We start from the raw sequence: 25,373 nt of genomic DNA, 5'->3' as shown, positions 1-25,373 counted from the left end.
ATACACCAAAGCGTGTCATTTATCAATACATAGAGATAAAAAACAAACCTCGGTTGTTACGAAAAGTCATCAACGAGATTTGTCTTTCTTGTACCAATAATATTTCGTTAGCATAGCGTAACTTAGAGCTGCTAAAATGGCACCCAAAGTGTTGGTCCAAAGATCATCCACTTCAAAAACACGATTAAAATCAAAAAAAATGTCTAATAAAATCTGTCCTACTTCAATCAATAAACTAAAACTCAGTCCCAATCGCCAAGCCTTAGCGTAGGAACTATAAGAAGGATACAAAAAAAAGAAAATTAAGAAAAAAGGATAAAGTAAAAAGATATTAGCTAGATTTTGTCCCAAAACCCACATCAAACTAAAACCATCTGTAATCTCAGAAAAGCGTAATAAGGTATTAAATGGTGTTAAAAGTAGAGGAACACGCCCAACATAAAAAATCCCTGGTGTTTTGCCGCTACTAATGGTAGGCTGAGGAATAAAACACATCAAAGCAATGACTATAAGATAAAACCCCAATAAAAACCGTAAAACTCCTTTTGCCTTTTGACTAATCGGATAGGTCCTTGTCAACTTAACCTTTTTTCTGACGAATAACAAAGTTTTGTTTTCTCTCCTCATATTGCTCTTTATTAGATGATTTATTATCTTTTTTACCAATCTTATTTCTTGTCCGTGACCGATAAGACTTTTTGCGAGGCCGTTGACTTATAAAAACAGGTTCTTCTATTGCTTCTTGAGGTTGATGATTGTAGAGAACAAAGTAGGCGCAACCATAATTACAAAATTCCTTTAGATAATCTTCCAAGTGATTCATATTGTCCAAATGATTTAGGGCCTTTTCTGGTCGATAAAAGCCTTTAAGACGTAGTTGATCATTTCCCCAATCTCCAACAATATAGTCATATTTTAATAAAATTGGCGAAAAACGTTGACTAAAGACCTGAGCATCAAAAGCATCGCGATAATTGTCAACCAAATCAAAACTTAAATCGTCTGATTTAACAAGCTGCTCTAGGCAAATAAACTCTGGACCAGGAAATTTATTATAATTGTAAAGTTCAGGAGCAATTTCTTTTTTCATGACTCTTACTTTCTAGACGTTACTTTCGTTCTATTATACCCCATTTTTAATGATTTGTTATCAAGAAACCATGATTTACAAAATCTTTACCATTATATGACAATTAAAAGACAAATCTTTTGAGTTTCTAACTATTTTTTGATAAAATAAAAGTGTATCATAAAATTTTATGGAGGTCATTATGAATACATCTATTTTGGATAACGGTTTTGTTCAACAAATCGTTTCTTATGTGCCATCCGCTCTTCGCGTGATTGTACTTATTCTATTAGCTCTTATTTTAGCTAATGTGGTTAGAAAATTAGTCGTCAAAGGACTAGCTTCAATCAAACCTGTTAGCTATCTTAGCAAATGGGGCTTGGTAAAAGAAGGAACTGACGAAGCTGGCTTGAACAAAACAATTGGTCAAGTTTTCTACTTCGCAACTATTCTTTTCTTCCTACCAGCTATTCTATCTGGACTTGGTGTAGCAAGTGTTGTTGACCCAATTTCAAGCATGTTTGCTGAGTTCTTTGGTTTCATTCCAAACATCATTGCAGCAGGCTTCATCCTTTTCCTTGGTTTTTACTTCTGCAAGTTCATCAAAAACTTGATTAAAAACCTTATTATCAACCTACCGATTGATAAATGGATGACAAAAGCTCTTGGTCAAGACAGCAACACTGCTCTTACTAACGAAGCACAATTGGCTGATGTTCTTTCGACAATTGTTTATGTGTTGATTTTTGTACCAATTTTGGCTACTGCGCTTGATACACTTGGTGTAGCGGCATTGTCTAAACCAATCGTTGCTCTACTTGATCAAGTTGTTGGTTTCATTCCAAACCTTGTCACAGCAGTTCTGTTACTGGTTATCGGTGGTTTCCTTGCTAAACTAATTGGTAACCTTGTTGAAAAATTGCTTGAAACTTCAGGAATCAATCAATATTCTAAATACCTTAGCTTTGATGAGAAAAAAGTAAGCTATTCACTTTCAAAAGTAATTGCTAACCTTGTCCGTGGTATTCTTGCTATCTTCTTCCTTGTACAAGCTATCGCTGTTCTTAACTTGGAAGTTCTTAACACAATCGGCTTCTCAATCATTGCTTTCCTACCAGCTATCATTAGCTCGTTGTTGATTCTTGCTGCTGCTGTTGTTGGTGGTAACATCTTGGCTGATTTCTTCGGTAAAGTAACAAACAACAAGTTCTTGGCTGAATTGGTTCGTTATGGTTTGATTGTTCTTGCTGTCTTTATGACACTTGATCAACTTGGCATTGCTCAAACAATCGTTCAATCTGCCTTTACTATTATCTTGTCTGCACTTGCAGTTGCTTTTGCCCTTGCATTTGGTCTTGGTGGTCGCGACTTTGCTGCTAAACAATTAGACAAGCTAGACAAAACAATTAACAAAGATAAATAATCTAATCTAAAAATCATCAACCTTAAGGTTGATGATTTTTTACATTATCAAATGATTGATTGAAGACATGATGGTAAACTTTGATCAATTCTTGACCAATTTGTTCAATTCGCCGTGATTGAGCAACTTGATAACCTGCTTCGATTTTTTGACTATGGCCTGCTAAAACTCGATTGATTGCTCGGACAAATCCAGAAACATCCGTTGCCAATTCAGCACTCTTATCATCAAGCCAACCCTGATAAACAGGAATATCACGCAAGATTAAGTGTTGGCGACTTGCTAAGGCTTCTAACACAACAATTCCTTCTGTTTCTTCCTTGCTAGGAAAGAAAAAGGCATCTGCTCCTGTCATAGCACCTTCAAACACATCTCCCTTGATATAACCTGCAAAAGTAACATTAGCTGGATGATGTTTATTGACCAGACGTCTAATTTTAGCTGGAATAACCCATTTATTCGTTTCACCAAACCAAATAAAACGAACATGAGGGAGTTGCTCAGCCACTTTTATAAAATCTTCGATACCTTTCCGTTTAAAGTATAAGCCTGCACAAACAACAACGGCTTGATCCTTAGTTAATTGAAAATAATCTCGGAAAATTGCTTCTTTATTTTGGCTTTCTTGATACCGACTAAGGTCAATCCCATTTGAAACCACGAAAATTGGTGTTTTAATACCATAGCCTGCAATCAAGGATTTAGAATAAGTCGTTGGGGTAATAATGGCATCCGCTTCTTGATAAAATTGACAAAGGTACCATTTAAATAATGGACTAATCAGATTCGAGCCAATAAAAGAATCTTTAAAATCTTCTTCAGTCGAATGACCGTGCATGATAACTTTTTTACCAGATTTTTTAGCCGCCTTCATCAATCGCCAAGATTTCCATCCATAAGTATTGAGATGAACCAAGTCATAGTCATCGTTTGGATTGGTTGTGTAAGCTTGGCCAGCTGATTGAAGGGCCTTTTCTTGATGTTTAATGGCTCGACCAATGCCTGACTTGCGTAAATAATGCTCTGCTTCTAAATACAGTAATACTTTCATAGCACCTTCTATTATAACGCTTTTTATCTCAATGGTAAATAAAAACAGTCAAAGTGACTGTCTTTACTCCTTAGTTGTGCCACGTTTTTTAACCCGATGATTAAGAATGATTTCTTTTTGTTCTAATTCTTCTTTATTCATAATCTTGGTTAACATCCGCATAGCAATGGCACCTACATCATAAATTGGTTGACTAATTGACGTCAAGTTTGGTCGAGTAAAGTTTACAACTTCAGAATCATTGCTGGTAATCATTTCAAAATCCTCTGGTACTGTTTTACCTGCTGCAAAAAGACCATTTAATAAACCAGCTGCCAAATCATCTTCTACTACATAGGCTGCAGTTGCACCCGACACCAATAAACGTTTAGCTAAATCAAAGCCGTCTTGATAACGATAATTGGCTTCAAATACCAAGGCTTCTGTAAAGTCAAGTCCCTTAGCTTTCAAGGCTTCTTTATAACCCTGCAATCGAATCTTACCATTGATATCTTCCATCAAAGACCCAGAAACTAAGGCAATCTTGTCATGACGTTCAGCCAATAATTCAATCGCATCTTTAGTGGCTTGCTTATAGTCGATATTAACGCTTGGTAATTGATCTTCTAAATCAACTGTTCCAGCCAAAACAACTGGCGTTCTTGAACGACGAAACTCTGAACGAACTTCATCTGTTAAATGGTGACTCATGTAGATAATGCCATCAACTTGCTTAGAAAATAACATATTCACAACATTGACTTCTTTTTCTGCATCTTCATCACTCGAAGCAATGATAATATCATATTTATACATGCTAGCAATGTCATCAATTCCTTTAGCCAATATTGAAAAATAAGAATTAGCAATATCTGGAATCACAACACCCACTGTCGTCGTTCTTTTACTAGCTAAACCACGCGCCACTGCATTAGGACGATAATCTAGACGTTCGATGACTTCCAAAACTTTTTGACGCGTATTTTCTTTAACATTCTTATTACCATTGACGACCCGGCTAACTGTTGCCATGGAAACACCCGCCTCACGAGCAACATCATAAATGGTTACTGTATCATCAATATTCATTTCTCTTTACCTTACCTTTCTAAATTGAAAATATCGCTTACATTTATTATTATAACACCATTAGTTTGCTCTTTCAAATAATAGAGCAGTAATTTTTGAGAATTTTACTTATTTTTTCAAGAAAAGCTTGCTTTTTCCTTTAATTTTTGGAAAAATAAAATCAAAGGAGGCTACTATGACAAAATTAGCTCATATTCAAACCTTACTAAGAGAGGAACAGAAACAAGTTGCTATTTTTTCTAATCCTGTTACCATTCATTATCTGACAGGTTATTTCTGTGACCCTCACGAACGCCAACTCTTTCTTTTTGTTTTTACTGATCAAGAACCTCTCCTTTTTCTACCTGAATTAGACTATTCAAGAGCTAGGCAACAAGTGACTTTTTCTGTTATTGGCTATGCTGATCATGAAAATCCTTGGCAAAAATTGCAAAGTGTTTTGAAAAACTTATCTTATCCACAACTTTTTGCTGAATTTAATCATCTGAACGTTAATAAATTTCAAGGTCTAAAAAGCATTTTCAAGGGACATTTTTCAGACATCACACCTCTAATCAATCAAATGAAAATGATTAAGTCAGCTGATGAGATCGAGAAAATGCTCCATGCTGGTCGTATGGCGGATCAAGCCATGGCAGTTGGCTTTGAACACATCAATCTTGAGCAAACCGAATTGGATCTTATCGCTCAAATTGAATTTGCCATGAAACAAGCTGGTGCCGATCGCATGAGTTTTGACACCATGGTTCTAACAGGTAAAAATGCTGCCAATCCCCATGGTATTCCAAGTCATCATAAAATTGAAAACCACGCACTTCTCCTCTTTGATCTTGGTGTGGAAACGCTAGGTTATACCAGTGATATGACGAGAACCGTAGCTATTGGGCAACCTGATCAGTTCAAGAAAGACATCTATCAAATTTGTCTAGAGGCGCAACTGACGGCTCTGGATATGATTAAACCTGGTGTCACAGCAGGCGAAATTGATGCAGCCGCTCGCTCAGTGATTGAAAAGGCTGGTTATGGTCCGTATTTTAATCACCGTTTAGGGCACGGACTTGGGATGGAAGTGCATGAGTTTCCTTCCATTATGACTGGTAATGACCTTATTATTCAAGAAGGCATGTGTTTCTCTGTAGAACCTGGTATCTATATACCTGATAAGGTTGGCGTACGTATTGAGGATTGTGGCTATGTGACAAAAAATGGTTTTAAACTCTTTACACAAACCAAAAAAGATCTACTTTACTTTTAAGCTAAATCAGACAAAAAGACCATGAACATTGACGTTCATGGTCTTAATTGATTGTATCAAGTTTGATTGTTAATAAAATTTAGGTCCTATCTCTTGTTAACAGCTTTCATGACACGAGCAATTTCACGATTCTGATCACGACGCTTAATACTCTCACGTTTATCATAATCATGTTTACCCTTGGCTAAACCAAGTAACACCTTGGCAAAACCATCTTTCAGATAAACCTTCAATGGAACAAGGGTCATACCTGTTCCTTTTAGCTCCTGAGCTAATTTTTCAATCTCACGTTTTTTCAAGAGCAACTTGCGTGTTCGCTCTGGTTCTTGATTCCAGATATTGCCTTGCTCATAAGGAGTAATATGAACATTGACCAGCCAAGCTTCACCATTTTTGATTTGAGCATAACCATCTTTCAATGTTATCCTAGCTGCACGGACACTTTTGATTTCTGTCCCTGTCAGCACCAAGCCCGCTTCAATAGTATCAACAATGCTATAATCGTGTCTTGCCTTCTTATTTTGTGCGACGACCTTTCCCTCGCCCTTTGCCATTTGAACCTCCTTTTTTTGTCACGCCCTTATAAAACGGCTTTTTCTCTTTCTGAGTTGATTTGAATCTACCTTGTGATTTTGGTTTAGCTTTTTTCTTTTGCTTAGTCGCTACCTTTTCAACCACATCATAATCACTCGGTAAATACTCAAAGTCAATCGCTCCTGCTTCTTTGTCTGCCTTGACTAACTTCACACGGATTTTTTGACCTGCCTTAAAGACTTTCCCAGATTTTTCACCTTGTAGGCTCATGGTTCTTTCATTGTAATGATAATACTCTGGCAAGGTCGTTACATGAATCAAGCCCTCAATCGTGTTTGGCAGAGCCACAAATAGACCAAATTTTACCACGGTAGCAATGACTGCATCAAATTCCTGCCCAACATAACTTTCCATGTACTCTGCTTTTTTCATGGCTTCAACTAAACGCTCTGCATCAATGGCACGACGTTCCAAACTTGACGCTTGAGTGGCAATTTCTGGAATCACCTGATTGAAATGTTCTAGCTGTTCTGAAGTAATTTGTTGATAATCACGAATCAAACGATGAACCAATAAGTCTGGATAACGTCGAATCGGACTAGTAAAGTGAGTATAATAAGTCGCTGCCAAGCCATAATGACCATGATTATGTTCAGAATAACGAGCCTGTTGCATGGAACGTAGTAACATCATAGACAAGACATCACTACCTGGCTGATTTTCTACCTTCTTCATAAAATCTTGCAAGGCTGACTGAGTGATTTTATTGGCAGTTCCTTGAACTTGGACACCAAAGACACTCGCATAATCAATAAAGGTTTGTAATTTTTCAGCCTTGGGCTCTTCATGAATCCGATAGATAAACGGTAATTTAGCCTTGGCAAAATGCTCAGCGACGCATTCATTTGCTGCTAGCATAAAGGACTCAATCATTCGCTCAGCTAGACCTCGCTCACGCAAGACTACATCAACTGGCATGCCTTTGTCATCGACGATGATTTTAGCTTCTGCCGTATCAAAGTTAAGGGCACCTCGACGGTAACGCATTTCTTCTAAGAGATGATGTAAACTAGCCATTTGATGCACACTATCAACAATTGGAGCATAACGAGTGAGTAACTCTTCATCGCCGTTAATCATTTGATTGACATCACTATAAGTCATACGAAAAGCTGACTTAATCACACTTTGGGTAATTTGATAAGAACGCACCTGACCCTGACGGTCAATCTCCATAATGGCTGATTGGGTTAGACGCTCAACATTTGGATTAAGCGAACAAATGCCATTAGACAGACGCTCAGGTAACATGGGCACTACACGGTCGGTTACATAGACAGATGTCCCACGAGCCAAAGCTTCTCGATCAAGGGCTGAATTTTCTTTAACATAATAAGACACATCAGCAATGTGAACACCTAGCTCAAAATGACCATTTTCTAGCAGCTTGATATGAACCGCATCATCCAAATCCTTGGCATCTGCACCATCAATGGTAAAGGTCAGCTCTTGGCGTAAATCTACTCGACCTAATAAATCCGTCTTAGTTGGTGCATCTGGAACTGCTTTTGCTTCTGCCAGAACATCATCAGGAAAGCTTGAAACAATATCCATTGATTCCAAGACTTCTAAAACGTCAATACCAACATCATCTTGATGGCCAATAATATCAACCAGATTGGCGACAAAATAATCATGATGACGACTTGGATACTTCTCAATATCAACCTTGAGCACTTCTGTTCCTGTTAACAACAAGGGCGTCTTTTTGATATAAATTCGTTGGGTAATTTTTTGATTTTTACTTTGGATATACCCAACATAATTAGGTTTATCATCAGACAGTATCAATTTACCAACTAGACTGGTTAAACTACGCTTAACAATATTGACGACACGCGCCTCGGCAGCCGTTCCTTTTAGACGATTGGCTACCTTTTTAATGACTACTTCAACCGTATCTCCATCAATGGCATGTCCGACATCATTACGACCAATAAAGAGATCGTCTTCTGCATCATCAACGGCTAAAAAGCCAAAACCAGCCTTATTCGCTCGAAAAACACCTGTAATTTTGATTTCATCTACTTTTTTTTCTTTTTTTCTTAAGGCTAGCTGGCCTGTATCATCAAAACGTAACAGACCTTGACTTTCCATTTGAGAAATTTCTTTGATTAGGCTTGGAAATCTCTTGGCTCCTGCCATTTCTAAGGCTTCTGCCAAGTGATTGACATCGCTCTTACCATTTTCTTCTAAATAACTAATAATTTTTTCTTTCATTGAATTCTTTCTATTGGGATAACTTGTGCTGATTTCTTATAGAAAAAGGGGTCAGACCAGATGTCTTGACCCTCTTTATTGACTTGATAAAATAGCAAGTGCCAAAGCAATCGCTAACCAGAAAAAGACAAGAATTCCAGTAAGGCGCTGCATAAAGGCCTCAAAACCACGCGCTTTTCTTCGCTCAAAAAGTGCCTCTGACCCACTACTATCAAAAACATTACTACTTGGATTTTTTTGGGGTTGCATAAAAATCGCAATCACCAACAAAGCTGATAATACAAGTAGCAGGGTGAGTAACAAGTTATACATTCATTTTTCCTCCACTATGGTCTTGATTATTCTACCACACTTTCACTTAAGATTCAAGGTGAAGGGTTACTTTTCTCTCTTTGGGACAATACTTGAGCACTTGAATCTTGTCTGGGTGATTTTTTTTATTCTTACTAGTCAGATAATTTTTACTACCACAAGCACTACATATCAATGTGATTTTTATTCGCACGTCAGCTCTCCTGATTTACTTTTTAAGACCACCAAATAAGCCTCGAACCAATTCACGAGTCACTGTGCGTACGGCTGTATTGATAAAGGAATCTCTTGCCTTATCCAAGGTAGATTTTTGACGGCGACCGCTTGTTGCTTGTCGCTTAACTTGTTGGCTAGCTGCTTTTTCTGATTTTTGTCGTTCTTCAATAACTTTGTCTTCTTCTACTTTTTTAGCCAAAAGTTCATAAGCTGATTCGCGATCTAGCGTCTGACTATACTTAGCGTCAAATGGTGATTGGTTAATTAAACCTTGCATATCCAAAGCTGACAAAGGTTCAAAACTAGATTTTGGTGGTAAAATATAGGCTCTTTCAACCATATTGGGTTGAGCTTGATCATTTAGAAATGACACCAATGCCTCACCTACTTGTAATTCTGTAATCACCTTCGCCACATCCAAGTCAGGATTTTGTCGGAAGGTTTCAGCGGCTGTCTTAACTGCTTTTAATTCTTTTGGTGTATAAGCCCTCAAAGCATGCTGCACACGATTACCCAACTGAGCCAATACTGATTCTGGCAAGTCTAGGGGATTTTGTGTAATGAAAAAAATACCCACACCCTTAGAGCGAATCAAACGAACAATCTGCTCGATTTTATCAACAAATGATTTCGGAGCATCTTTGAACAGGAGATGAGCTTCGTCAAAGAAGAACACCAACTTGGGTTGCTCTAAATCTCCAACTTCTGGCAGAGTTTCATAGAGTTCAGCTAAAAGCCAAAACAAGAAGGTTGTGTATAAGCTAGGAGCATTGAAGAGCTTAGTGGCATTTAGAATGTTAATCACCCCTTGCCCTAACTGGTCAGTTTGCAGAAAATCCTGTAAGTCCAAGGCTGGCTCACCAAAGAAAAAGTCACCGCCTTCTTGTTCTAACGCTAGTAAACTACGCTGAATGGCCGCAATAGACTGTTTGGCCATGTTTCCGTACTGGCTAGAATAATGACTAGCATTGTCTGCCACTTCACGCAAGAGAGCTTGTAGATCTTTCAAATCAATCAACAGCCAACCTTTATCATCTGCAATCTTAAACACCATACTCAAAATACCTGACTGAGTCTCATTAAGATTGAGCAAACGAGCTAGCATGATAGGTCCCATTTCAGAAATAGTTGCCCGAACAGGATGCCCTTCTTGGCCAAAAACGTCCCAAAGACGAACTGGAAAGGCTTGGGGAGTATAATCACTTAGGCCCAACATCTCCAATCGACTGGCTAGCTTATCCGTTAAGCTACCTTCTTTAGCTAAATTTGCCAAATCTCCTTTGATATCCGCCAAAAAGACTGGTACACCAGCTTGACTGAGAGATTCTGCAATGACTTTTAAAGTAACAGTTTTACCGGTCCCTGTCGCTCCTGCAATTAAGCCATGGCGATTAAGCATACTTAAATTGAGTGATACAGGTTGTGTTCCTTTTGCAATAACAATTTCTTTCATTCTTCTACCTTTCTAATGTTTCTAAAGCGAGATCAACTTGGGCATAGGTATTCGCTAAACTGCCATCATTGTCGATAAGGATCTGACTTTTTTCTCTTTTTTCATCTAGGGAAAACTGAGCTGCCAATCTGCTTTTTGCTTCTTCTAACGACAAAGCATTTCTTGCCATCAAGCGTTTTAACTGGGTAGGTTCTTGTACCATTACCAACCAAATCTGATGACACCAACTGTCATAACCTTTCTCAAATAACAAGGGGATGTCTAGAAAGATTATCTGCTGCCTTTGTGATAACTTTTTTAGTCGAGTGGATAATTCTTGACGAATCACTTGATCTTGTAAGCTGTTAGATACAGCCATCATCTCAGGATTAGAAAAGATCAACTGACCTAATTTCGCTCGGTTCAGCGACTGGTCTGGCAATAATATCTCCTGACCAAAGTAATCCACCAGGATTTGATACAGACGGCCTCCTCTAGCCTGTAACTCGTGAACCACCTGATCGGCATCTAAAACGGCATATCCCTTTTCTTTCAGATAAGTACTGACGGTTGATTTTCCTGAAGCAATGCCTCCTGTCAATCCAATTATCTTAACCATTACGACTCCTTTTGACATTGTGGACAAAAATGAGTTCCACGCCCACGAACTTTGATTTTTTCAATCAGATGACCACACCGTGAACAAGGCTGTTCTTGTTTACCATAGACTTGTAAATAGTTCTGCATGCGACCAGCCATTCCCAGAGCATTTTTATAGGTTCTGATACTAGAACCACCCTGTTCAATGCCTAGTTGCAAAATACGGATAATCTCTTTGTGTAAAACCTTGATTTCTGAATCGGTCAAACTAGCACTGGCACGCTCTGGATGTAATCTTGCTGCCCACAACACTTCATCAACATAGATATTGCCCAATCCCACAACCAAGGTCTGATCTAACAAATGTGGCTTGATAATTTTTTTTGACTTCTGTAAACCTTGACTAAAGTCTGCCAACTTAAAATCTTCTGGAGTTGGCTCAGGGCCTAGACCTTTCTTGTGAAAATAAGCTGCCTCGGCTGATTTGTCCAAATACTCCATCGTGCCAAACTTACGCACGTCATGATAAACCAAAATAGAACCGTCAGAAAGATAGAAGTAAACATGGCAGTGTTTTTGATCTTGGGTGACCTGTTCAAAACGCAGATACTTACCTTCCATTCGTAAATGGGAAATCAACAGCCCATGACTAAACTCAATAATCAGATACTTGCCCCTACGACGAACAGCCTCAACTTTTTGATAAGGTAACATGGCTTCGAGATTTTTCGCCCCTGTCAAGACCATTTTAGGAAAAGAGACACACAAACGCTCAACAGTCTTACCCACAAGCATAGGCTCTAGGCTTTGTCTGACACTTTCCACTTCTGGTAATTCTGGCATAAGATACCTCTTTCTGATGGAGTTATTACCCTTATTTTACCACATTTTTAGCATAATAAGATAGAACAAGCTAGTCTTTGTTAAAAGATATAACAGAAAATCAAGCAATAGAAAAAGCCCTAATATGAGCTTTTTTATTTATTAACTTGTCTATTTATCAAAACCAAACCAAAAGCCACCAGTGAAAAACCAGTAAATACCAACCAAGTTAACCATAATTGATATAGGGCCAAGGCTGAAAAGACAAAGATTCCTAGGGGTAATGATAGGGTGAACATCAAGCCAAGAAAATTACTAGCTTGTGCCAAAGTCTCTGAAGGAATATTAGCCATAAGCAAGGCATCCAATTTTGGATTAGCTTTCCCCAAGAGATAAGACGCAAAGGCCAACAATAACAGAGCTAGGATTGGGGGTAAATTCAACAGATTTGACAAGCCCATTAAGATAAACAAACCACTGTTAAGGACTAATAAAAAAGATAAGGATTGTTTAGCAAAGTAGTCTTTAGGGGTCAAACTCCCCAAGATAGCACCCGCTAGAAAAATAATTTGCACTAAAATCAAAGCCTGTCCATAAGGCAAACCAAAGAGCGACACCTTGAGCAGATAGAAGTTATAAATGCTCCCAAGACCACCACCCAGGGCATTTAGAACAAGAATTGACAGTAGCAAACTAGCAAAAGATGTCTGTTCTGAATTTTGGAAAATCTGCTCCATCATCTGATATAAGTCCTTAAGGCGTTGTCTTAACGGTATTTTTTCTCTTATCGTTGATACTGGTTGATGAGTGAGATTGTGTCGGTGACTATAAAGAACTAGGGCTGATAGCAAATAAAAAACGGCGTTGATCCCAGCAACTAAAGCATAAGACTGGTTTGATATCGTTAAAAGCCAAACGCCTAAAAATTGACCTGCGATTTGACAAATATACGACAGAAATTGATTGAAAGAATAAGCCTCCATCAAATCATCTGTCGCGACATGCTCTTGTAAAATAGGCAAACGCAAACCAGACGCAAAATCACTCAAACAATCACTGATGACATTAAGCAGACAAATAATTGAAAACACCAAATAAGTTCCTTGATTGATGATTAGGGCAATAATGGTGAACAGAAGTGCCTGAACAAAACCAATCACAATCATCTTTCGCCCTTTGTTATCAGTCCTATCTGCCTTAACCCCCAACCAAAAGGTGAATAAAATAGGAATCATAGGCACTATATTGGCGAGAAAAATAGCAAAATTGGGTCTTGGTAAACTAGCTGCGTAGATAACAAAAACCAAATTATAAATATAAGCTCCCAAGGTACTAAAGACACGTGACAAACTCAACACACGATATAAGGAATGAGATAAAAATAAATTCATGATTTTCTCCTTTCTTGTGATACATCTAGTATAAGAGAAAATGATTAAAGACACACAAAGTTTTCATATTTTAATTGAAGATTTTTAACAAAAAAGAGCCTTTTCTTTATCGGAAAAGCTTTTGATGCGACTCATTTTTTTAGTGTCAATTTAGATGATTTTCATTTATTCAAACTCAAGTAGCCAATGTTGATAAATTTTTTGGTAATAATCCGCACTACTATGGCAGTCCAAAAAGCGAAAGGTTTCAATGGCACGCTTGATTTGGACAGAACCTTTTTCTTTTTGACCACGCAGGTAAGAATGGTGCCCGTCTGCAATACGATAAACAATCCTCAAATAAGTTTCATTTTCTTCAAAAAAACGAGCTTGAATCTGCTTATCAAAATAAGCCACCTTATTCAAATCATTTTCTTCCAAAGCCTTGAATAAACCATTAAGTAAAATGGTGTGAATCATATTACGATGTGAGGGTAACTCGTCGAAAAAATCAATCCTTTGCAACATCTCACGCGTATAACGAAAATAAGTCGCCAAGGATAAAAGAGGAGAAATATCCGAAAATATTTTCAACTCATACTCTCCCCAAATGTCAATCCTAAAGAGATAATCATATAAAAATGCTTGTTCGTCTTCATTGAAATCAACAGGCCTACCACTAGCTGCCAGATAGGTTTTAAAGATTAAGGTTTTTAAAAAACTCTCTTCACAGTTGGTTTTTTGATAATTTTCTTTTTCTCTTTCATAACCTGTTTCCAAATAAGCAATATCTTCCTTGTCCAAGGCCTGCCAAATTTCTTTTTTTAATAAGTTAAATTCAGAAGGGTTAAAGCCTCGAACCAGATAGGCAAATTCGTCCAGTTCCGTTCGAATATTCTCCAAGGCAGGAATCAATTTTGAAATCGTTATATCTGAATCCCCATTTTCAAATTTACTCAACATTGAATAAGACAGGGCTGTTCCTGCTGCTTCTTTGAGAGATATCTTACGAGCTGTTCGTAATTCCTTGAAAATCTGTCCCATTTCTACCATATCACCACTCCTTTTTGAGAAAAAAGCCGCTAAGTAGCGACTAATTTTTCTCTAATATTCTTTGGCGTTGTAGCCAAAATCTGCCAAATCTAATTTCTTATCTCGCCAGTTCTTCTTAACCTTAACCCAAGTTTCAAGGAAAACCTTATCACCCAACATGAGTTCGATATCACGACGAGCCATTGAGCCAATCTTTTTAAGCATGGCACCACCTTTACCGATGATAATCCCCTTTTGGCTATCTCGCTCAACCATAATGGTTGCTCTCACATGAACCTTATCCGTTTCCAAATCACGCTTCATCGATTCGATAACCACCGCCACCGAATGCGGCACTTCTTGTTGCGTCAAATGAAGGACTTTTTCACGAATCATCTCTGACACCAAAAAGCGTTCTGGATGATCGGTAATCTGATCAGCTGGAAAATACTGGAAACCTTCTTCGAGATTATCTACCAAAATCTCCATCAGACGATTAACATTATTGCCTTGTGTCGCTGAAATTGGAACAATTTCTTTGAAGTCCATCTGACTTCTGAAATCTTCAATCTGCTCTAAAAGTTGGTCTGGATGAACCTTATCAATCTTATTGATGACTAGGATAACTGGTACCTTGGCTGATTTAAGGCGTTCAATAATCATATCATCGCCCTTGCCACGCTTTTCATCTGCTGGCACCATAAAGAGAACGGTTTCCACCTCACGCAAAGTGCTATAGGCAGATTCTACCATAAAATCACCCAATGCTGTTTTAGGCTTATGAATCCCTGGAGTATCAATAAAAACAATCTGCTCTTGTTCGGTCGTGTAAATCCCCATAATCTTATTACGAGTGGTCTGTGCTTTATCACTCATAATGGCAATCTTTTGCCCCATCACATAGTTCAAAAAAGTTGATTTTCCAACGTTGGGACGTCCTAAAATTGCAACAAATCCTGACTTAAAACTCATGTTCTCTCCTTAATTTCCAAAAAACAAGTGCCAAATTCTTGGCAAAAAAATCATACAACCTGTGATAAGGGCATAAGCTGAAATAACTAAGACTGCTCCTGCTGCCATATCCTTAGCATTTTTTGCCAACATTGAAAAATGATAATCACTGGCTAAATCAACGACATTTTCAATCGCCGAATTTAAAATTTCAAAGGCAATGACCAAAAAAATACTTAGCAGTAGAAAAAGCCACTCCACTCGAGAAATACCAAAAACAGCTCCTGCCACAACTGCTAAAATAGCTGACAGGGCATGCTTTTTCATATTACGCTCTTCAACAAAAGCTGTTCCAATACCGGTAAGGGCAAATTCCAAACTAGCGATTAAATCGCGATTCTTCCATTTTTTAGGGGATTTATTCTCGTGTAAGACCATAAGCTGTTAATATTTCTTCCTGTAAACCAAACATTTCTGCTTCTTCTTCTGGACTATAGTGGTCATAACCATTGATATGTAAAAAACCATGAACAGCTAAAAAGCCCATTTCACGCTCAAAAGAGTGACCATACTCCTCTGCCTGCTCCGTTGCCTTATCAATAGAAATAAACAACTCACCCAGATAAACATCAAACTCAGCCATCATTTCTGTCAATTCAGGATTATCTGCCAAATCGTCTTCATCAAAAACAATCTCATCAGTCGGTTTATACTCCAAACTAATGACATCGGTCGGTCGATCCGTGTCACGATAAAGTAGATTTAATTCATGGCTACGCTCATTGGTCACAAAAGTGATTGCCATCTCCTTATCTGACTTACCCAACTTGTCTGCTGCAAAATCTAATAATTCTTGAGTTTGTTGTTTTATTTTATCCGAAATCTGACCCGTTTCGTCAATCATTTCAATATACATCTTCTTACTTCTTTCGTCATCTTTCCCTTATTATACCATATTTCAAGATTTCTTGAAAAAAAAGAAAGCGTTTGATAGTTAGAAGTACTCTTATTTCTTAAAGAAATTGAAAACTTTCCTTTACAAATCATTTTAAGCTCTAAATTTTTAGATAAAATATCTTTTAATGCTGTTTGTTCTTCAAAACCTAATCATTTTAATAATGTTTTCTCATCCATTTATCATATACCTCATACTTATTTTTATAATGGAAATAAAACAGGCTTTCCGATAAGTCGGAAAGCCTGTTATTAAGCTATTTCTAGCCTTATTTAGCGATTGGGTAAACTGATACTTGTTTTTTATCGCGACCTTTACGCTCGAAACGAACAACACCTTCAACTTTAGCGAAAAGTGTGTCATCTCCGCCACGACCAACGTTAACACCTGGATAGATGTGTGTACCACGTTGACGGTAAAGGATTGATCCACCTGTTACTGTTTGACCATCAGCAGCTTTAGCACCTAGGCGTTTAGCTTGTGAGTCACGTCCGTTTGATGTTGAACCTCCACCTTTTTTGTGGGCGAAAAGTTGCAAGTTAGCAAGATTCATTTTTAACATAATGATAGTCCTCTCTTTAAGTTAATCTTGAGTTATAATCTTTGTTTGGACAAATTCTGGAGAATCAATCCCTAACTGATTAACTCCTAATTGAAATGATTCGTATAAGATACGAGCCGTTTCTTGTTGAGGGGCTTTCTCAAAATCTGAAAAATCAATTTGGAGATAGCCGCCTTCTTTTTGATTTAAGTGATAGCTTGGTTGATAATCAGCCAACACCTCTAAACCGTTCAATAAATTCAAACTAAGGGTGCTAACTGAAGCACACATGACATCATAACCGTATTCACCAGAACCAGCATGACCAGTCAAAACCACTTTTAAGGGTTGACCAGAAGCTTTTTTGATGATTTCTATCTTAATCATGTGTACACCAATGATTAAGCGTTAATCGCTTTGATAACCACTTTAGTGTATGGTTGACGGTGACCTTGTTTACGGTGGCTACCTTTTTTAGGTTTGTATTTGAAAGTAACAACTTTCTTTTGTTTACCTTGTTTTTCAACCGTTCCGACAACAGTTGCACCTGCAACTAATGGTGTTCCAACAACAGTTTTGTCACCACCAACAAGGACAACCTCGTCAAATGTTACCTCTGCGCCTGCTTCAACGTCAAGTTTTTCAACATAAATCGCTTGATCAACTTCAACTTTAACTTGTTTACCACCAGTTTTGATGATTGCGTATGTGCTCATGATGCACCTCCTATAAAATTTTTGATGAGGTTTCCCTCTGTGAAGACTCGCCTTGCATCGTGAGTGCAAAACTACTTGAAACGATGGTCGTGCGGTTGCACAGGACGTGCATTTAGTCAACATTTTCATTATAACATAACTTCATTTTTTTACAAGTATTTTATCTGGATTTTTGATACAATAAACACATGGAAACAATTGAACACATTAAACAAATGGAAAAAACACTCAATCAAGGGGAGAAAAGCCTTTCTCAAACATTGGACAATTTAGAAGAAATCCAACAAAACCTTGACCATTATCAAACACTCTTTGCTTATTATCAAAGTCCGGAATGGTTTGAGCACTTCGCATTAGATGAACAAGGGAAATTACCTGTTGATTTGCCTCGTGGAGTGCTTTCAGAAGATGGTATTTACAACTTCTTAGCCACTTATGTTTCCTTGGCAGATAAACTCAAGGAAGTCAGTGACAAGATGAGCCAAAAATTAGACGAACTACGACCAAAAGATTGAAGTAGCAACTTCAATCTTTTTTATTAGGCAACAATGGCCTTGGCGACTTCTTCTACCGTCATTCCTGCAAAGTATTCGGCTAAATCTAGTGTTTTCAAGCATGCTAACACATCTTCATACTCATAACGGACACCAACTAGAGCTTCTTCAACGTCAACAACATCCTTGATTCCAAAGAAATCCCCATAAAGTTTGACTGATTGAATGATGGACTTATCCACATTGGCATAGGTCGAAATCTTACCAGCAGAGTAGCGAACATCTCGTGAGATGGTATATTCTGGCGCTTGACCGTAGGTCCAATCCCATGTGGCGAATTTATCTTCTGCCAACTGTTTGATTTTGGCTAACTCATCATCTGATAGGACATATTCCGTCATCTCAGGATGCGTGTCTTTCATTTTTTGTAACAACAGGTCTGAAAATTCATTAACTGTAATTTTTTTTGGTAATTGCTCAAGAATATTGGTCACTCGAGAACGGACTGATTTAACCCCTTTAGACTCAATCTTATCCTTACTCACCTTGAGGGCTTGGCTCAAAACACTCATGTCCACATCAAAAAGTAGGCAACCGTGGTGCATCATTCGTCCCTTATAATAGGCTTGGGCATTGCCACAGAATTTTTTACCATCAATTTCTAAATCATTACGACCTGTAAACTCAGCCTTAACACCAAGATCAGCCAAGGTTTCAATCACAGGAGCTGAAAAGGTCTTAAAATCAAAAGCACCTTCTTTGCTCTTGTTTGAAATGATGGTGTAGTTCAGATTGTTCAAATCATGGTAAACTGCTCCGCCACCTGACAAACGACGAACCACACGAATGTCATTGGCATCTGTAAATTCTTTATTGATTTCTTCAATAGTGTTTTGATGGCGACCGATAATAATCGATGGTCGGTTAATCCAAAGAATAAAGAGTTCTTCCTCTTTCATCAATTCACGAAAAGCATAGGCTTCAAGGGCAATATTGTAAGCCGTTTCATTACTAGTGTTTACGATATATTTCATAGTTCAACTCCTTTAAATAGATAATCTAAATTAACTTATAGTTAGTTCTTCTTAATGATAACAAATTTTAAACCGATCCAACCAGCCATTAACAACATATTATTTGGCTTGTTGATTGGTGACGGTGTCAGCTTCTAAACCATAAACTTCCCCATAAGCTATCATCAACTCCAAAATCGGAAAAAGATCTCGCCCCTTTTGACTTAATTGATAATCCACTCTTGGCGGTACTTGAGGATAGACTGTTTTGATCACCAAACCATCTGCTTCCATTTCTCGTAATTGCTTGGTTAAAGAGCCTTGGGACAAATTACCCAGATATTTTTGAATTTGGCTAAAACGCTTTGGACCGTCTATTAAAAAATCAACAATCAGCCATTTCCAACGACCACTCATCAAATCTTGTGTGTATAACAGATAAAATAAGGGGCTGGGCTGACTTAAATCGATATTTTGAAATCCTTTTGGACATATTTTAGCCATATTTAACCTCTTTTTCTTCTTAGCCTAGCAACAAAAAAATGTACTAAGGTCAATTTTTTTGCCGTCTTCTCAGCAATCATAAAGTTTGTTATACTACATTTTATCATAACATAAGAGGAAGTAGAAATGATAAACAAACCGAAAAAGCAAATGAAAATTGTACTACAAATGGTGGCTGGCTATGGGGGAGAGTTTAAGACTTGGCGATTACCTGAAGCCAAAGCTGACGCTTATACTGACATGGATCTTTATGTTGAATTGGCTCAGCTTGCTGAAAAAGGGAAAATTCATGCCTTATTTATGGCAGACACTCCTGCTCTTGTTAATGACATTGAAGGAAATACACCCATGCACTCGATGGATCCCTTAATTGCCATGACATCTGTTGCTCGTGCTACTGAAAAAATTGGGTTGGTGGGCACTTTTTCAACGACCTTTAACGAACCCTATAACCTAGCTCGTCATCTGAAAGCCTTGGATGTGGTGAGTCATGGGCGAGTTGGTTGGAATGCTGTCACAACCTCTACTCAGGGGACAGAGGCTAATTTTGGGCAAGCAATTCCAACCTATCAAGAGCGTTATGGACGAGCTCATGAATTTATTGAGGCAGTTCAAGGTTTATGGGGGTCTTGGGGACAAACAGCCTATCGTCACGATAAATCAACTGGTCAATTTGCCGATACCACACAAATAAAACCGATTCACTATCAAGGCGAATACATCAAGACTATGGGCCCACTACCCATTCCACCATCAGAACAAGGGCAACCTCCTATTTTTCAAGCTGGTCCTAGCCCAGAAGGGATTCGATTGGCTGGACGATTCGCCTCTGGTGTCTATGCTAATCCTTTTACCATAGAAGAAGCTAAAGCTTACCGTCACATGTTACAAGCTGAAGCTGAAAAAAATGGACGTGCTGCAACAGAGATCAATAGCTTTACTGGGTTTATGTTTACTATTGCGGATAGTAAGGAAGAAGCCCTGGCACGCAGACGACAAATCCTAGCATTTGATCAAGAAGAATTAACACAACGACTGGCTTATCTAAGCGCCATGGTTGGTTTAAACCATCAAGCACTTGACCCTTATCAACCCTTACCTAAAAACTGGCTCAATTTGGCTCAATCTAACCCTGGTGATCCTCGTTCGCCAAAAGCTTTGGAAATACTCAAACAAGGCTATTCTCCTATCGACACACTGGCTCATGGTGTGATTAACTATCATCCAGTTGTAGTTGGTACGGCAAAAGATGTCGCTGATTTCTTACAAGAATGGTTTGAAGCTGGTGCTTGTGATGGCTTTTCAATTGTACCAGATTTGGCACATGATGGTATCAAATCTTTTGTAGAAAAAGTAGTTCCAATTTTACAAGAACGTGGCATTTTCCACGAAGATTATGAGGGCAGTACCTTAAGAGAACATTTGGGTGTGCCTTACCAATACGGCAAATGATATTAAAAAATCCTTTAGACTTATCTAAAGGATTTTTATGTTTATTTACGTTTTGGTGGGTTATGAATCGCTTCGCCAAGCACATCTAGGAATGCTTCATACATCACTTCTGAGAAGGTTGGATGCCCATGAATTGATTGAGCCACATCATCAACTGTTAATTCTGCTTCCATGATAGTTGCTGCTTCGTTAATCAATTCAGCTGCAACTGGCCCGACAATGTGAACACCAAGGATTTCATGGTATTTAGCGTCAGCAATGACCTTAACAAAACCATGTGCCTCGTTAGACGCAATAGCACGTCCATTACCAGTAAAGCTACATTTACCAATAAGGATGTCATTACCGTATTGCTCACGAGCTTGTTCTTCTGTCAATCCACACATCGCCACTTCTGGATGCGTGTAAACGGCTGCTGGTGTAAAATCAAGGTGTGCTTTACGGATATTACCACGCATCGCATTTTCAGCAGCAACCTCACCCATACGGTAGGCTGCGTGAGCTAGCATTTTAGTTCCATTCACATCTCCTGGGGCATAAATACCTGGAATTGATGTTTCTTGATACTCGTTAACTTTGATACGACCACGATCCATGTCAAGATCAAGATTTTCTAAACCAGCTAATTGCGGCACACGACCAATTGATAAGAGAGCACGATCTGCCACTACTTCTGAACCGTCATTCAATTTCAGAGTAAGTTGATTGTTATTTTCAACGATTTCAGCAACACCAACAGATGTCTTGATGTTCATACCTTTTTTAGACAAGATTTTTTGTAATTCCAAAGAAATTTCCTTGTCCATGGCTGGAATGATACGGTCTGCCATTTCAATAACAGTCACTTCTGTACCATAGGCTGCATATACCAAACCTAACTCGATACCAACGACACCACCACCCATAACAGCTAATGATTTCGGAATTTCACGCAAGTCAAGAATATCATCTGACGTCATGACTAATGATGACTCAATTCCTGGAATATTGATGCGTGAAACTTTTGAACCAGTCGCAAGAATGATGTTACGTCCCTTAATCGTTTCACTACCAATCGTAACTGTCTTATCTGGATTAACTTGACCAAGACCATTAAAAATGGTCACTTTATTGGCTTTCAACAAGCCTTGAACACCACTTGTCAAGGTTTTAACTACTGAATTTTTGAAGTCAACGGTCTTATCCATATCAATCGTGTAGTTGGTTGATGCTAAATTGATACCTCGACCTGCTGCAATCTTCAAACCATCAAGGATTTCAGCATTTTTCAAGTAGGTTTTAGTTGGGATACATCCCTTATTCAAGCAAGTACCACCAAATTCTGATTTCTCAACAATGGCAATCTTACCACCTAGTTGAGCACCACGAATAGCTGCATAGTACCCTGCTGGACCACCACCGACAACGACAATATCATATTCATCATCTGCAAGTGGTGCCTTGTCAGCAACAACCACAGTTTCTTGCGCTGGAGCTTTTGGCACTTCCAGACCAGCAGCTTCTAGTTCTGCCGGTGATGCACTTTTAGATCCAGCATCAACCACTTCTCCAGCCGCACCAATGTAACCAATAATTTCCGTAACTGGAACGGTTTCACCTGCACCACGGACGATTTTCAAGAGAACACCTGAATCTTCTGCTTCAAGTTCCATATTGGTCTTGTCTGACATAATCTCAAGAAGAATGTCGCCTTCTTTGACTTCATCACCTTCTTGTTTTTTCCACTCGATGATTTCGCCTTCTTGCATGTCAACACCGAGTTTTGGCATGATAATTTCTACAGCCATTATTTTCTCACTTTCTATTTTTCAACTAACATTTTACCTTGGTTTCCCATCTTTAGATGAGCAATTCCATTGGATTTTCCAAAAGATTTTTCAAATCAACCATAAACTTAGCCCCATTCATGCCGTCGATGATACGATGGTCAATCGTCAAGCACATAGCCATAATTGGACGAATCACAACTTCTCCATCTAGGGCAACTGGTGTCGGTACTGTCGCTGCTACACCAAGGATTGCTGAGTTTGGTTGGTTAATAATTGGGTTGAAGCTCTTTGTTCCAAACATACCCAGGTTGGTAATCGAGAAGGTTGAACCTGACATTTCAGCTGCTTTTAATTTACCCGTTTGAGCTTTTTTAATCACATCTTTTGACGCAACCACAAATTCAGACAAGCTCATCTTATCTGCACCATGAACAACTGGAACGACCAAACCATCATCAAGACCAACGGCAATACCAAGATTGACATACTTATGAATTTCAATTTCATTGGCATCGTTAATCAAAGACGCATTCATATAACGATGTTCTGGTTTCATCAAGGTTTTAACAACTGCAAGACCAATTAAATCAGTAAAGGTTACCTTATTGCCAGTCTTTGCCATAATTGGTTCAAGGACTTGCTTGCGTAGAGCCATTAAGTTAGTCATGTCGATGTCGTAGTTAAGCGTAAAGGTTGGAGCAGTCAAGTATGAATTAACCATTCCTTTTGAAATTGCCTTACGCATTGGACTCATCTTGATAATTTCAATATCAGATGGCACCTCTTCTTTAACCGTTTCAACGACTTTGCTTGCTGGGCTTTCAGCAGCGACTTCTTGACTTGGTGCAATGGCAGCTAAAATATCTTGTTTCATGATCTTACCACGTACACCGCTACCAACTAAGCTACTAATATCAACCCCCTTGTCTTCGGCAATCTTGCGTGCCAATGGTGAAATACGACCAATCGCTTGTTTAACTTTTTCAACATCTTCTTTGTGAATACGGCCACGAAGTCCAGTTCCTACAACAAGATGAAGGTTAATGCCCAAATCTTTCGCTAATTTACGAGCTGCTGGTGTCGCACGAACTTTCTCACCTTCTGCCACAGGAGCTACTTCTTGACTTGTTTCAAGAACCTGAGCAGGCGACTCAACCTTTTCTACAGGATTGTCAGCCATCTTAGCTGGTTTTTCTGACTGATTAGCTTCGACCACTTCTCCAGCTGCACCGATGTAACCAATGATTTCTGTAACAGGAACAGTTTCACCTGCACCACGGACGATTTTCAAGAGAACACCTGAATCTTCTGCTTCCAATTCCATATTGGTCTTGTCTGACATGATTTCAAGGAGAATTTCGCCTTCTTTGACCTCATCGCCTTCTTGTTTTTTCCACTCGATGATTTCGCCTTCTTGCATATCAACACCGAGCTTAGGCATAATAATTTCTATTGCCATTCTCTTTTCCCTTCTTTGTTATCTCACTTGTCTTTAACAAGCTTACTGCTTGTTAGCAATCTTATAGATAGCATCTTTAATCTTGGCAACATCTGGTAGGACTGCTTGTTCCAGAACACGAGCATAAGGTACTGGCACGTCTTCACTAGCTAGACGAACAATTGGATGATCAAGATAATCAAAAGCTTCACTTTCTGTCACCATAGCTGCAATTTCACCAATGAAACCGCCTGTCTTATAGGCATCGTTAACTAGCATCAATTTACCCGTTTTCTTCACTGACTCAATAATCAATTCCTTATCCAAAGGCACAAGTGTGCGTGGGTCAACAACTTCAACATTGATGCCATCAGCAGCGACTTCTTCAGCAGCCTGCAAGACACGCTCTAACATGCGACCGTAAGACACAATGGTCAAATCTGTTCCTTCACGCTTGATTTCACCCTTACCAAGTGGAATGTAGAAGTCAGGATCTTGGGTCACTTCTTCTTTTTTACCATAAAGTGCCTTTGGCTCCATGAACAAAACAATATTGTTATCACGAATAGCCGATTTCAACAAGCCCTTGGCGTCATTGGCATTACCTGGAGCAACAACCTTAATTCCTGGGATGTGAGCCAACCATGCTTCCAAAGACTGAGAATGTTGAGCCGCTGAACCGATACCTGAACCAGACGCCACACGGAAGGTGACAGGTGTTTTCAAACCACCACCAAACATGTAGTTGTTTTTCGCACCATTATTCACAATCGCATCAAGAGCAATCGTGATGAAGTCCATGAAGGTCAAGTCAATAATTGGACGCAAGCCTGTAATTGCCGCACCGACTGCTGCACCAGCGATAGCTGCTTCAGAAATTGGTGTGTCACGAACACGCTTTTTCCCAAATTCAGCTAGCATTCCAACTGAAGTACCAAAATCACCACCATAAATGCCGACATCTTCTCCCATCAAGAAAATATCTTCATCTTTACGCATTTCCTCACTCATGGCAAGGTTAATTGCTTCACGCAAAGCCATCAATTTAGTTTCTGACATGTTATTTCTCCTAATTT

At 38.7% G+C, this 25,373-nt stretch carries 28 protein-coding genes and 1 other annotated feature; of the genes, 4 read left to right on the top strand and 24 right to left on the bottom strand.

The window, feature by feature from the left end; genetic code table 11:
* Positions 1-69 precede the first annotated feature (69 nt).
* Both FRX51_RS00355 and FRX51_RS00350 read right to left on the bottom strand, forming a co-directional pair.
* The gene (locus FRX51_RS00355; RefSeq protein WP_146494845.1) at positions 70-627 is read right to left on the bottom strand and encodes a VanZ family protein; all 558 of its coding nucleotides are present in this window, start codon (positions 625-627) and stop codon (positions 70-72) included.
* Entirely contained in the window at positions 581-1,090 is a 510-nt protein-coding gene (locus tag FRX51_RS00350; RefSeq protein ID WP_146494843.1) for a YutD-like domain-containing protein, read from the bottom strand. Before FRX51_RS00350 ends, FRX51_RS00355 begins: the two co-directional genes overlap by 47 nt.
* 181 nt (positions 1,091-1,271) lie before the next feature.
* Here FRX51_RS00350 and FRX51_RS00345 point away from each other — a divergent pair, with 181 nt between their 5' ends.
* Positions 1,272-2,492: a mechanosensitive ion channel gene (locus FRX51_RS00345; RefSeq protein ID WP_146494840.1), complete on the top strand. Its 1,221-nt coding sequence runs from the start codon at positions 1,272-1,274 to the stop codon at positions 2,490-2,492.
* Positions 2,493-2,514: 22 nt separating this feature from the next.
* Here the strand turns inward: FRX51_RS00345 and FRX51_RS00340 are convergent, their stop codons facing one another.
* Together FRX51_RS00340 and ccpA are read right to left on the bottom strand one after the other, a co-directional pair.
* Positions 2,515-3,543: a glycosyltransferase gene (locus FRX51_RS00340; RefSeq protein WP_146494838.1), complete on the bottom strand. Its 1,029-nt coding sequence runs from the start codon at positions 3,541-3,543 to the stop codon at positions 2,515-2,517.
* 63 nt (positions 3,544-3,606) lie between these two features.
* Positions 3,607-4,611, bottom strand: coding sequence for a catabolite control protein A (ccpA, locus tag FRX51_RS00335; protein WP_146494836.1), 1,005 nt, complete (start codon positions 4,609-4,611; stop codon positions 3,607-3,609).
* 175 nt (positions 4,612-4,786) lie between these two features.
* Here ccpA and FRX51_RS00330 point away from each other — a divergent pair, with 175 nt between their 5' ends.
* Positions 4,787-5,866 carry a Xaa-Pro peptidase family protein gene (locus tag FRX51_RS00330; protein WP_146494834.1) on the top strand — a complete coding sequence of 360 codons (1,080 nt, stop codon included), beginning with the start codon at positions 4,787-4,789 and terminating at the stop codon, positions 5,864-5,866.
* Positions 5,867-5,952: 86 nt separating this feature from the next.
* Here the strand turns inward: FRX51_RS00330 and smpB are convergent, their stop codons facing one another.
* The 15 genes from smpB to rplU all read right to left on the bottom strand — a co-directional run bounded on the left by smpB (position 5,953) and on the right by rplU (position 17,627).
* Positions 5,953-6,420 (bottom strand): SsrA-binding protein SmpB, encoded by a 468-nt coding sequence (smpB, locus tag FRX51_RS00325; RefSeq protein ID WP_146459818.1) that lies wholly within the window; start codon positions 6,418-6,420, stop codon positions 5,953-5,955.
* The gene (gene rnr, locus FRX51_RS00320; protein ID WP_146494832.1) at positions 6,383-8,680 is read right to left on the bottom strand and encodes a ribonuclease R; all 2,298 of its coding nucleotides are present in this window, start codon (positions 8,678-8,680) and stop codon (positions 6,383-6,385) included. Before rnr ends, smpB begins: the two co-directional genes overlap by 38 nt.
* Before the next feature lie 75 nt (positions 8,681-8,755).
* Complete coding sequence (gene secG, locus FRX51_RS00315) at positions 8,756-8,992, bottom strand: preprotein translocase subunit SecG (RefSeq protein ID WP_146459814.1); 237 nt, start codon at positions 8,990-8,992, stop codon at positions 8,756-8,758.
* Between the two features lie 46 nt (positions 8,993-9,038).
* Positions 9,039-9,185 (bottom strand): 50S ribosomal protein L33, encoded by a 147-nt coding sequence (gene rpmG, locus FRX51_RS00310; protein WP_146459812.1) that lies wholly within the window; start codon positions 9,183-9,185, stop codon positions 9,039-9,041.
* Positions 9,186-9,200: 15 nt separating this feature from the next.
* Positions 9,201-10,661, bottom strand: a complete 1,461-nt coding sequence (locus FRX51_RS00305; protein ID WP_146494830.1) for a helicase HerA-like domain-containing protein — start codon at positions 10,659-10,661, stop codon at positions 9,201-9,203.
* A gap of 4 nt (positions 10,662-10,665) precedes the next feature.
* Positions 10,666-11,259 carry a dephospho-CoA kinase gene (gene coaE / locus FRX51_RS00300; RefSeq protein WP_146494828.1) on the bottom strand — a complete coding sequence of 198 codons (594 nt, stop codon included), beginning with the start codon at positions 11,257-11,259 and terminating at the stop codon, positions 10,666-10,668.
* Entirely contained in the window at positions 11,259-12,083 is an 825-nt protein-coding gene (gene mutM, locus FRX51_RS00295; protein ID WP_146494825.1) for a DNA-formamidopyrimidine glycosylase, read from the bottom strand. The genes coaE and mutM overlap by 1 nt, the downstream gene beginning before the upstream one ends.
* A gap of 134 nt (positions 12,084-12,217) precedes the next feature.
* Positions 12,218-13,453 carry an MFS transporter gene (locus tag FRX51_RS00290; RefSeq protein ID WP_146494823.1) on the bottom strand — a complete coding sequence of 412 codons (1,236 nt, stop codon included), beginning with the start codon at positions 13,451-13,453 and terminating at the stop codon, positions 12,218-12,220.
* Positions 13,454-13,618: 165 nt separating this feature from the next.
* Positions 13,619-14,485, bottom strand: coding sequence for an Rgg/GadR/MutR family transcriptional regulator (locus FRX51_RS00285; protein WP_146494821.1), 867 nt, complete (start codon positions 14,483-14,485; stop codon positions 13,619-13,621).
* Positions 14,486-14,536: 51 nt separating this feature from the next.
* Positions 14,537-15,436 carry a GTPase Era gene (gene era, locus FRX51_RS00280; protein ID WP_146494819.1) on the bottom strand — a complete coding sequence of 300 codons (900 nt, stop codon included), beginning with the start codon at positions 15,434-15,436 and terminating at the stop codon, positions 14,537-14,539.
* Positions 15,437-15,445: 9 nt separating this feature from the next.
* A complete protein-coding gene (locus FRX51_RS00275; protein WP_146494817.1) occupies positions 15,446-15,853 on the bottom strand; it encodes a diacylglycerol kinase family protein in 408 nt (135 codons plus the stop codon).
* A complete protein-coding gene (ybeY, locus tag FRX51_RS00270; protein WP_146494815.1) occupies positions 15,834-16,331 on the bottom strand; it encodes an rRNA maturation RNase YbeY in 498 nt (165 codons plus the stop codon). Before ybeY ends, FRX51_RS00275 begins: the two co-directional genes overlap by 20 nt.
* Before the next feature lie 307 nt (positions 16,332-16,638).
* The gene (rpmA, locus tag FRX51_RS00265) at positions 16,639-16,932 is read right to left on the bottom strand and encodes a 50S ribosomal protein L27 (protein ID WP_003032879.1); all 294 of its coding nucleotides are present in this window, start codon (positions 16,930-16,932) and stop codon (positions 16,639-16,641) included.
* 21 nt (positions 16,933-16,953) lie between these two features.
* Entirely contained in the window at positions 16,954-17,298 is a 345-nt protein-coding gene (locus FRX51_RS00260; protein WP_146494812.1) for a ribosomal-processing cysteine protease Prp, read from the bottom strand.
* 14 nt (positions 17,299-17,312) lie between these two features.
* Positions 17,313-17,627: a 50S ribosomal protein L21 gene (gene rplU, locus FRX51_RS00255; RefSeq protein ID WP_146459794.1), complete on the bottom strand. Its 315-nt coding sequence runs from the start codon at positions 17,625-17,627 to the stop codon at positions 17,313-17,315.
* A gap of 33 nt (positions 17,628-17,660) precedes the next feature.
* Positions 17,661-17,734 (bottom strand) — a sequence feature (ribosomal protein L21 leader region).
* A gap of 81 nt (positions 17,735-17,815) precedes the next feature.
* Between rplU and FRX51_RS00250 the strand changes: the two genes are divergently transcribed.
* Positions 17,816-18,142, top strand: a complete 327-nt coding sequence (locus FRX51_RS00250) for a DUF4298 domain-containing protein (RefSeq protein ID WP_146494810.1) — start codon at positions 17,816-17,818, stop codon at positions 18,140-18,142.
* Positions 18,143-18,165: 23 nt separating this feature from the next.
* Here FRX51_RS00250 and FRX51_RS00245 read toward each other — a convergent pair whose 3' ends face one another.
* Positions 18,166-19,155 carry a lipoate--protein ligase gene (locus FRX51_RS00245; protein ID WP_146494808.1) on the bottom strand — a complete coding sequence of 330 codons (990 nt, stop codon included), beginning with the start codon at positions 19,153-19,155 and terminating at the stop codon, positions 18,166-18,168.
* Between the two features lie 99 nt (positions 19,156-19,254).
* Complete coding sequence (locus FRX51_RS00240) at positions 19,255-19,638, bottom strand: helix-turn-helix domain-containing protein (protein ID WP_146494806.1); 384 nt, start codon at positions 19,636-19,638, stop codon at positions 19,255-19,257.
* A gap of 126 nt (positions 19,639-19,764) precedes the next feature.
* Here FRX51_RS00240 and FRX51_RS00235 point away from each other — a divergent pair, with 126 nt between their 5' ends.
* Positions 19,765-21,090, top strand: coding sequence for an NtaA/DmoA family FMN-dependent monooxygenase (locus FRX51_RS00235; protein WP_146494804.1), 1,326 nt, complete (start codon positions 19,765-19,767; stop codon positions 21,088-21,090).
* A 41-nt stretch (positions 21,091-21,131) separates the two neighbouring features.
* Here FRX51_RS00235 and lpdA read toward each other — a convergent pair whose 3' ends face one another.
* From lpdA to FRX51_RS00220, 3 genes are read right to left on the bottom strand one after another with little or no spacing between them, the layout of a single operon-like run.
* Positions 21,132-22,877: a dihydrolipoyl dehydrogenase gene (lpdA, locus tag FRX51_RS00230; RefSeq protein ID WP_146494802.1), complete on the bottom strand. Its 1,746-nt coding sequence runs from the start codon at positions 22,875-22,877 to the stop codon at positions 21,132-21,134.
* Positions 22,878-22,929: 52 nt separating this feature from the next.
* Positions 22,930-24,318 (bottom strand): dihydrolipoamide acetyltransferase, encoded by a 1,389-nt coding sequence (locus FRX51_RS00225; protein ID WP_146494800.1) that lies wholly within the window; start codon positions 24,316-24,318, stop codon positions 22,930-22,932.
* Positions 24,319-24,360: 42 nt separating this feature from the next.
* Positions 24,361-25,356, bottom strand: coding sequence for an alpha-ketoacid dehydrogenase subunit beta (locus tag FRX51_RS00220; protein WP_146459781.1), 996 nt, complete (start codon positions 25,354-25,356; stop codon positions 24,361-24,363).
* Positions 25,357-25,373: the final 17 nt, after the last annotated feature.

Source organism: Streptococcus sp. sy010 (assembly GCF_007859175.1).
Classification (GTDB): domain Bacteria; phylum Bacillota; class Bacilli; order Lactobacillales; family Streptococcaceae; genus Streptococcus.
The sequence above is the reverse complement of the archived record's forward strand: the minus strand, read 5'-3'. Positions and strand labels throughout refer to the sequence as shown.

What these genes read in the sequence shown, in the direction of transcription:
- coaE (WP_146494828.1), bottom strand. Translation starts at nt 11,259, where the DNA reads ATGGTTAAGATAATTGGATTGACAGGAGGCATTGCTTCAGGAAAATCA.
- rnr (WP_146494832.1), bottom strand. Translation starts at nt 8,680, where the DNA reads ATGAAAGAAAAAATTATTAGTTATTTAGAAGAAAATGGTAAGAGCGAT.
- rplU (WP_146459794.1), bottom strand. Translation starts at nt 17,627, where the DNA reads ATGAGCACATACGCAATCATCAAAACTGGTGGTAAACAAGTTAAAGTT.
- FRX51_RS00245 (WP_146494808.1), bottom strand. Translation starts at nt 19,155, where the DNA reads ATGAAATATATCGTAAACACTAGTAATGAAACGGCTTACAATATTGCC.
- FRX51_RS00290 (WP_146494823.1), bottom strand. Translation starts at nt 13,453, where the DNA reads ATGAATTTATTTTTATCTCATTCCTTATATCGTGTGTTGAGTTTGTCA.
- FRX51_RS00250 (WP_146494810.1), top strand. Translation starts at nt 17,816, where the DNA reads ATGGAAACAATTGAACACATTAAACAAATGGAAAAAACACTCAATCAA.
- FRX51_RS00225 (WP_146494800.1), bottom strand. Translation starts at nt 24,318, where the DNA reads ATGGCAATAGAAATTATTATGCCTAAGCTCGGTGTTGATATGCAAGAA.
- FRX51_RS00260 (WP_146494812.1), bottom strand. Translation starts at nt 17,298, where the DNA reads ATGATTAAGATAGAAATCATCAAAAAAGCTTCTGGTCAACCCTTAAAA.
- smpB (WP_146459818.1), bottom strand. Translation starts at nt 6,420, where the DNA reads ATGGCAAAGGGCGAGGGAAAGGTCGTCGCACAAAATAAGAAGGCAAGA.
- rpmA (WP_003032879.1), bottom strand. Translation starts at nt 16,932, where the DNA reads ATGTTAAAAATGAATCTTGCTAACTTGCAACTTTTCGCCCACAAAAAA.
- ccpA (WP_146494836.1), bottom strand. Translation starts at nt 4,611, where the DNA reads ATGAATATTGATGATACAGTAACCATTTATGATGTTGCTCGTGAGGCG.
- FRX51_RS00285 (WP_146494821.1), bottom strand. Translation starts at nt 14,485, where the DNA reads ATGGTAGAAATGGGACAGATTTTCAAGGAATTACGAACAGCTCGTAAG.
- mutM (WP_146494825.1), bottom strand. Translation starts at nt 12,083, where the DNA reads ATGCCAGAATTACCAGAAGTGGAAAGTGTCAGACAAAGCCTAGAGCCT.
- FRX51_RS00240 (WP_146494806.1), bottom strand. Translation starts at nt 19,638, where the DNA reads ATGGCTAAAATATGTCCAAAAGGATTTCAAAATATCGATTTAAGTCAG.
- FRX51_RS00350 (WP_146494843.1), bottom strand. Translation starts at nt 1,090, where the DNA reads ATGAAAAAAGAAATTGCTCCTGAACTTTACAATTATAATAAATTTCCT.
- FRX51_RS00340 (WP_146494838.1), bottom strand. Translation starts at nt 3,543, where the DNA reads ATGAAAGTATTACTGTATTTAGAAGCAGAGCATTATTTACGCAAGTCA.
- era (WP_146494819.1), bottom strand. Translation starts at nt 15,436, where the DNA reads ATGAGTTTTAAGTCAGGATTTGTTGCAATTTTAGGACGTCCCAACGTT.
- FRX51_RS00235 (WP_146494804.1), top strand. Translation starts at nt 19,765, where the DNA reads ATGATAAACAAACCGAAAAAGCAAATGAAAATTGTACTACAAATGGTG.
- FRX51_RS00275 (WP_146494817.1), bottom strand. Translation starts at nt 15,853, where the DNA reads ATGGTCTTACACGAGAATAAATCCCCTAAAAAATGGAAGAATCGCGAT.
- FRX51_RS00330 (WP_146494834.1), top strand. Translation starts at nt 4,787, where the DNA reads ATGACAAAATTAGCTCATATTCAAACCTTACTAAGAGAGGAACAGAAA.
- FRX51_RS00220 (WP_146459781.1), bottom strand. Translation starts at nt 25,356, where the DNA reads ATGTCAGAAACTAAATTGATGGCTTTGCGTGAAGCAATTAACCTTGCC.
- FRX51_RS00355 (WP_146494845.1), bottom strand. Translation starts at nt 627, where the DNA reads ATGAGGAGAGAAAACAAAACTTTGTTATTCGTCAGAAAAAAGGTTAAG.
- FRX51_RS00305 (WP_146494830.1), bottom strand. Translation starts at nt 10,661, where the DNA reads ATGAAAGAAATTGTTATTGCAAAAGGAACACAACCTGTATCACTCAAT.
- secG (WP_146459814.1), bottom strand. Translation starts at nt 8,992, where the DNA reads ATGTATAACTTGTTACTCACCCTGCTACTTGTATTATCAGCTTTGTTG.
- FRX51_RS00345 (WP_146494840.1), top strand. Translation starts at nt 1,272, where the DNA reads ATGAATACATCTATTTTGGATAACGGTTTTGTTCAACAAATCGTTTCT.
- ybeY (WP_146494815.1), bottom strand. Translation starts at nt 16,331, where the DNA reads ATGTATATTGAAATGATTGACGAAACGGGTCAGATTTCGGATAAAATA.
- lpdA (WP_146494802.1), bottom strand. Translation starts at nt 22,877, where the DNA reads ATGGCTGTAGAAATTATCATGCCAAAACTCGGTGTTGACATGCAAGAA.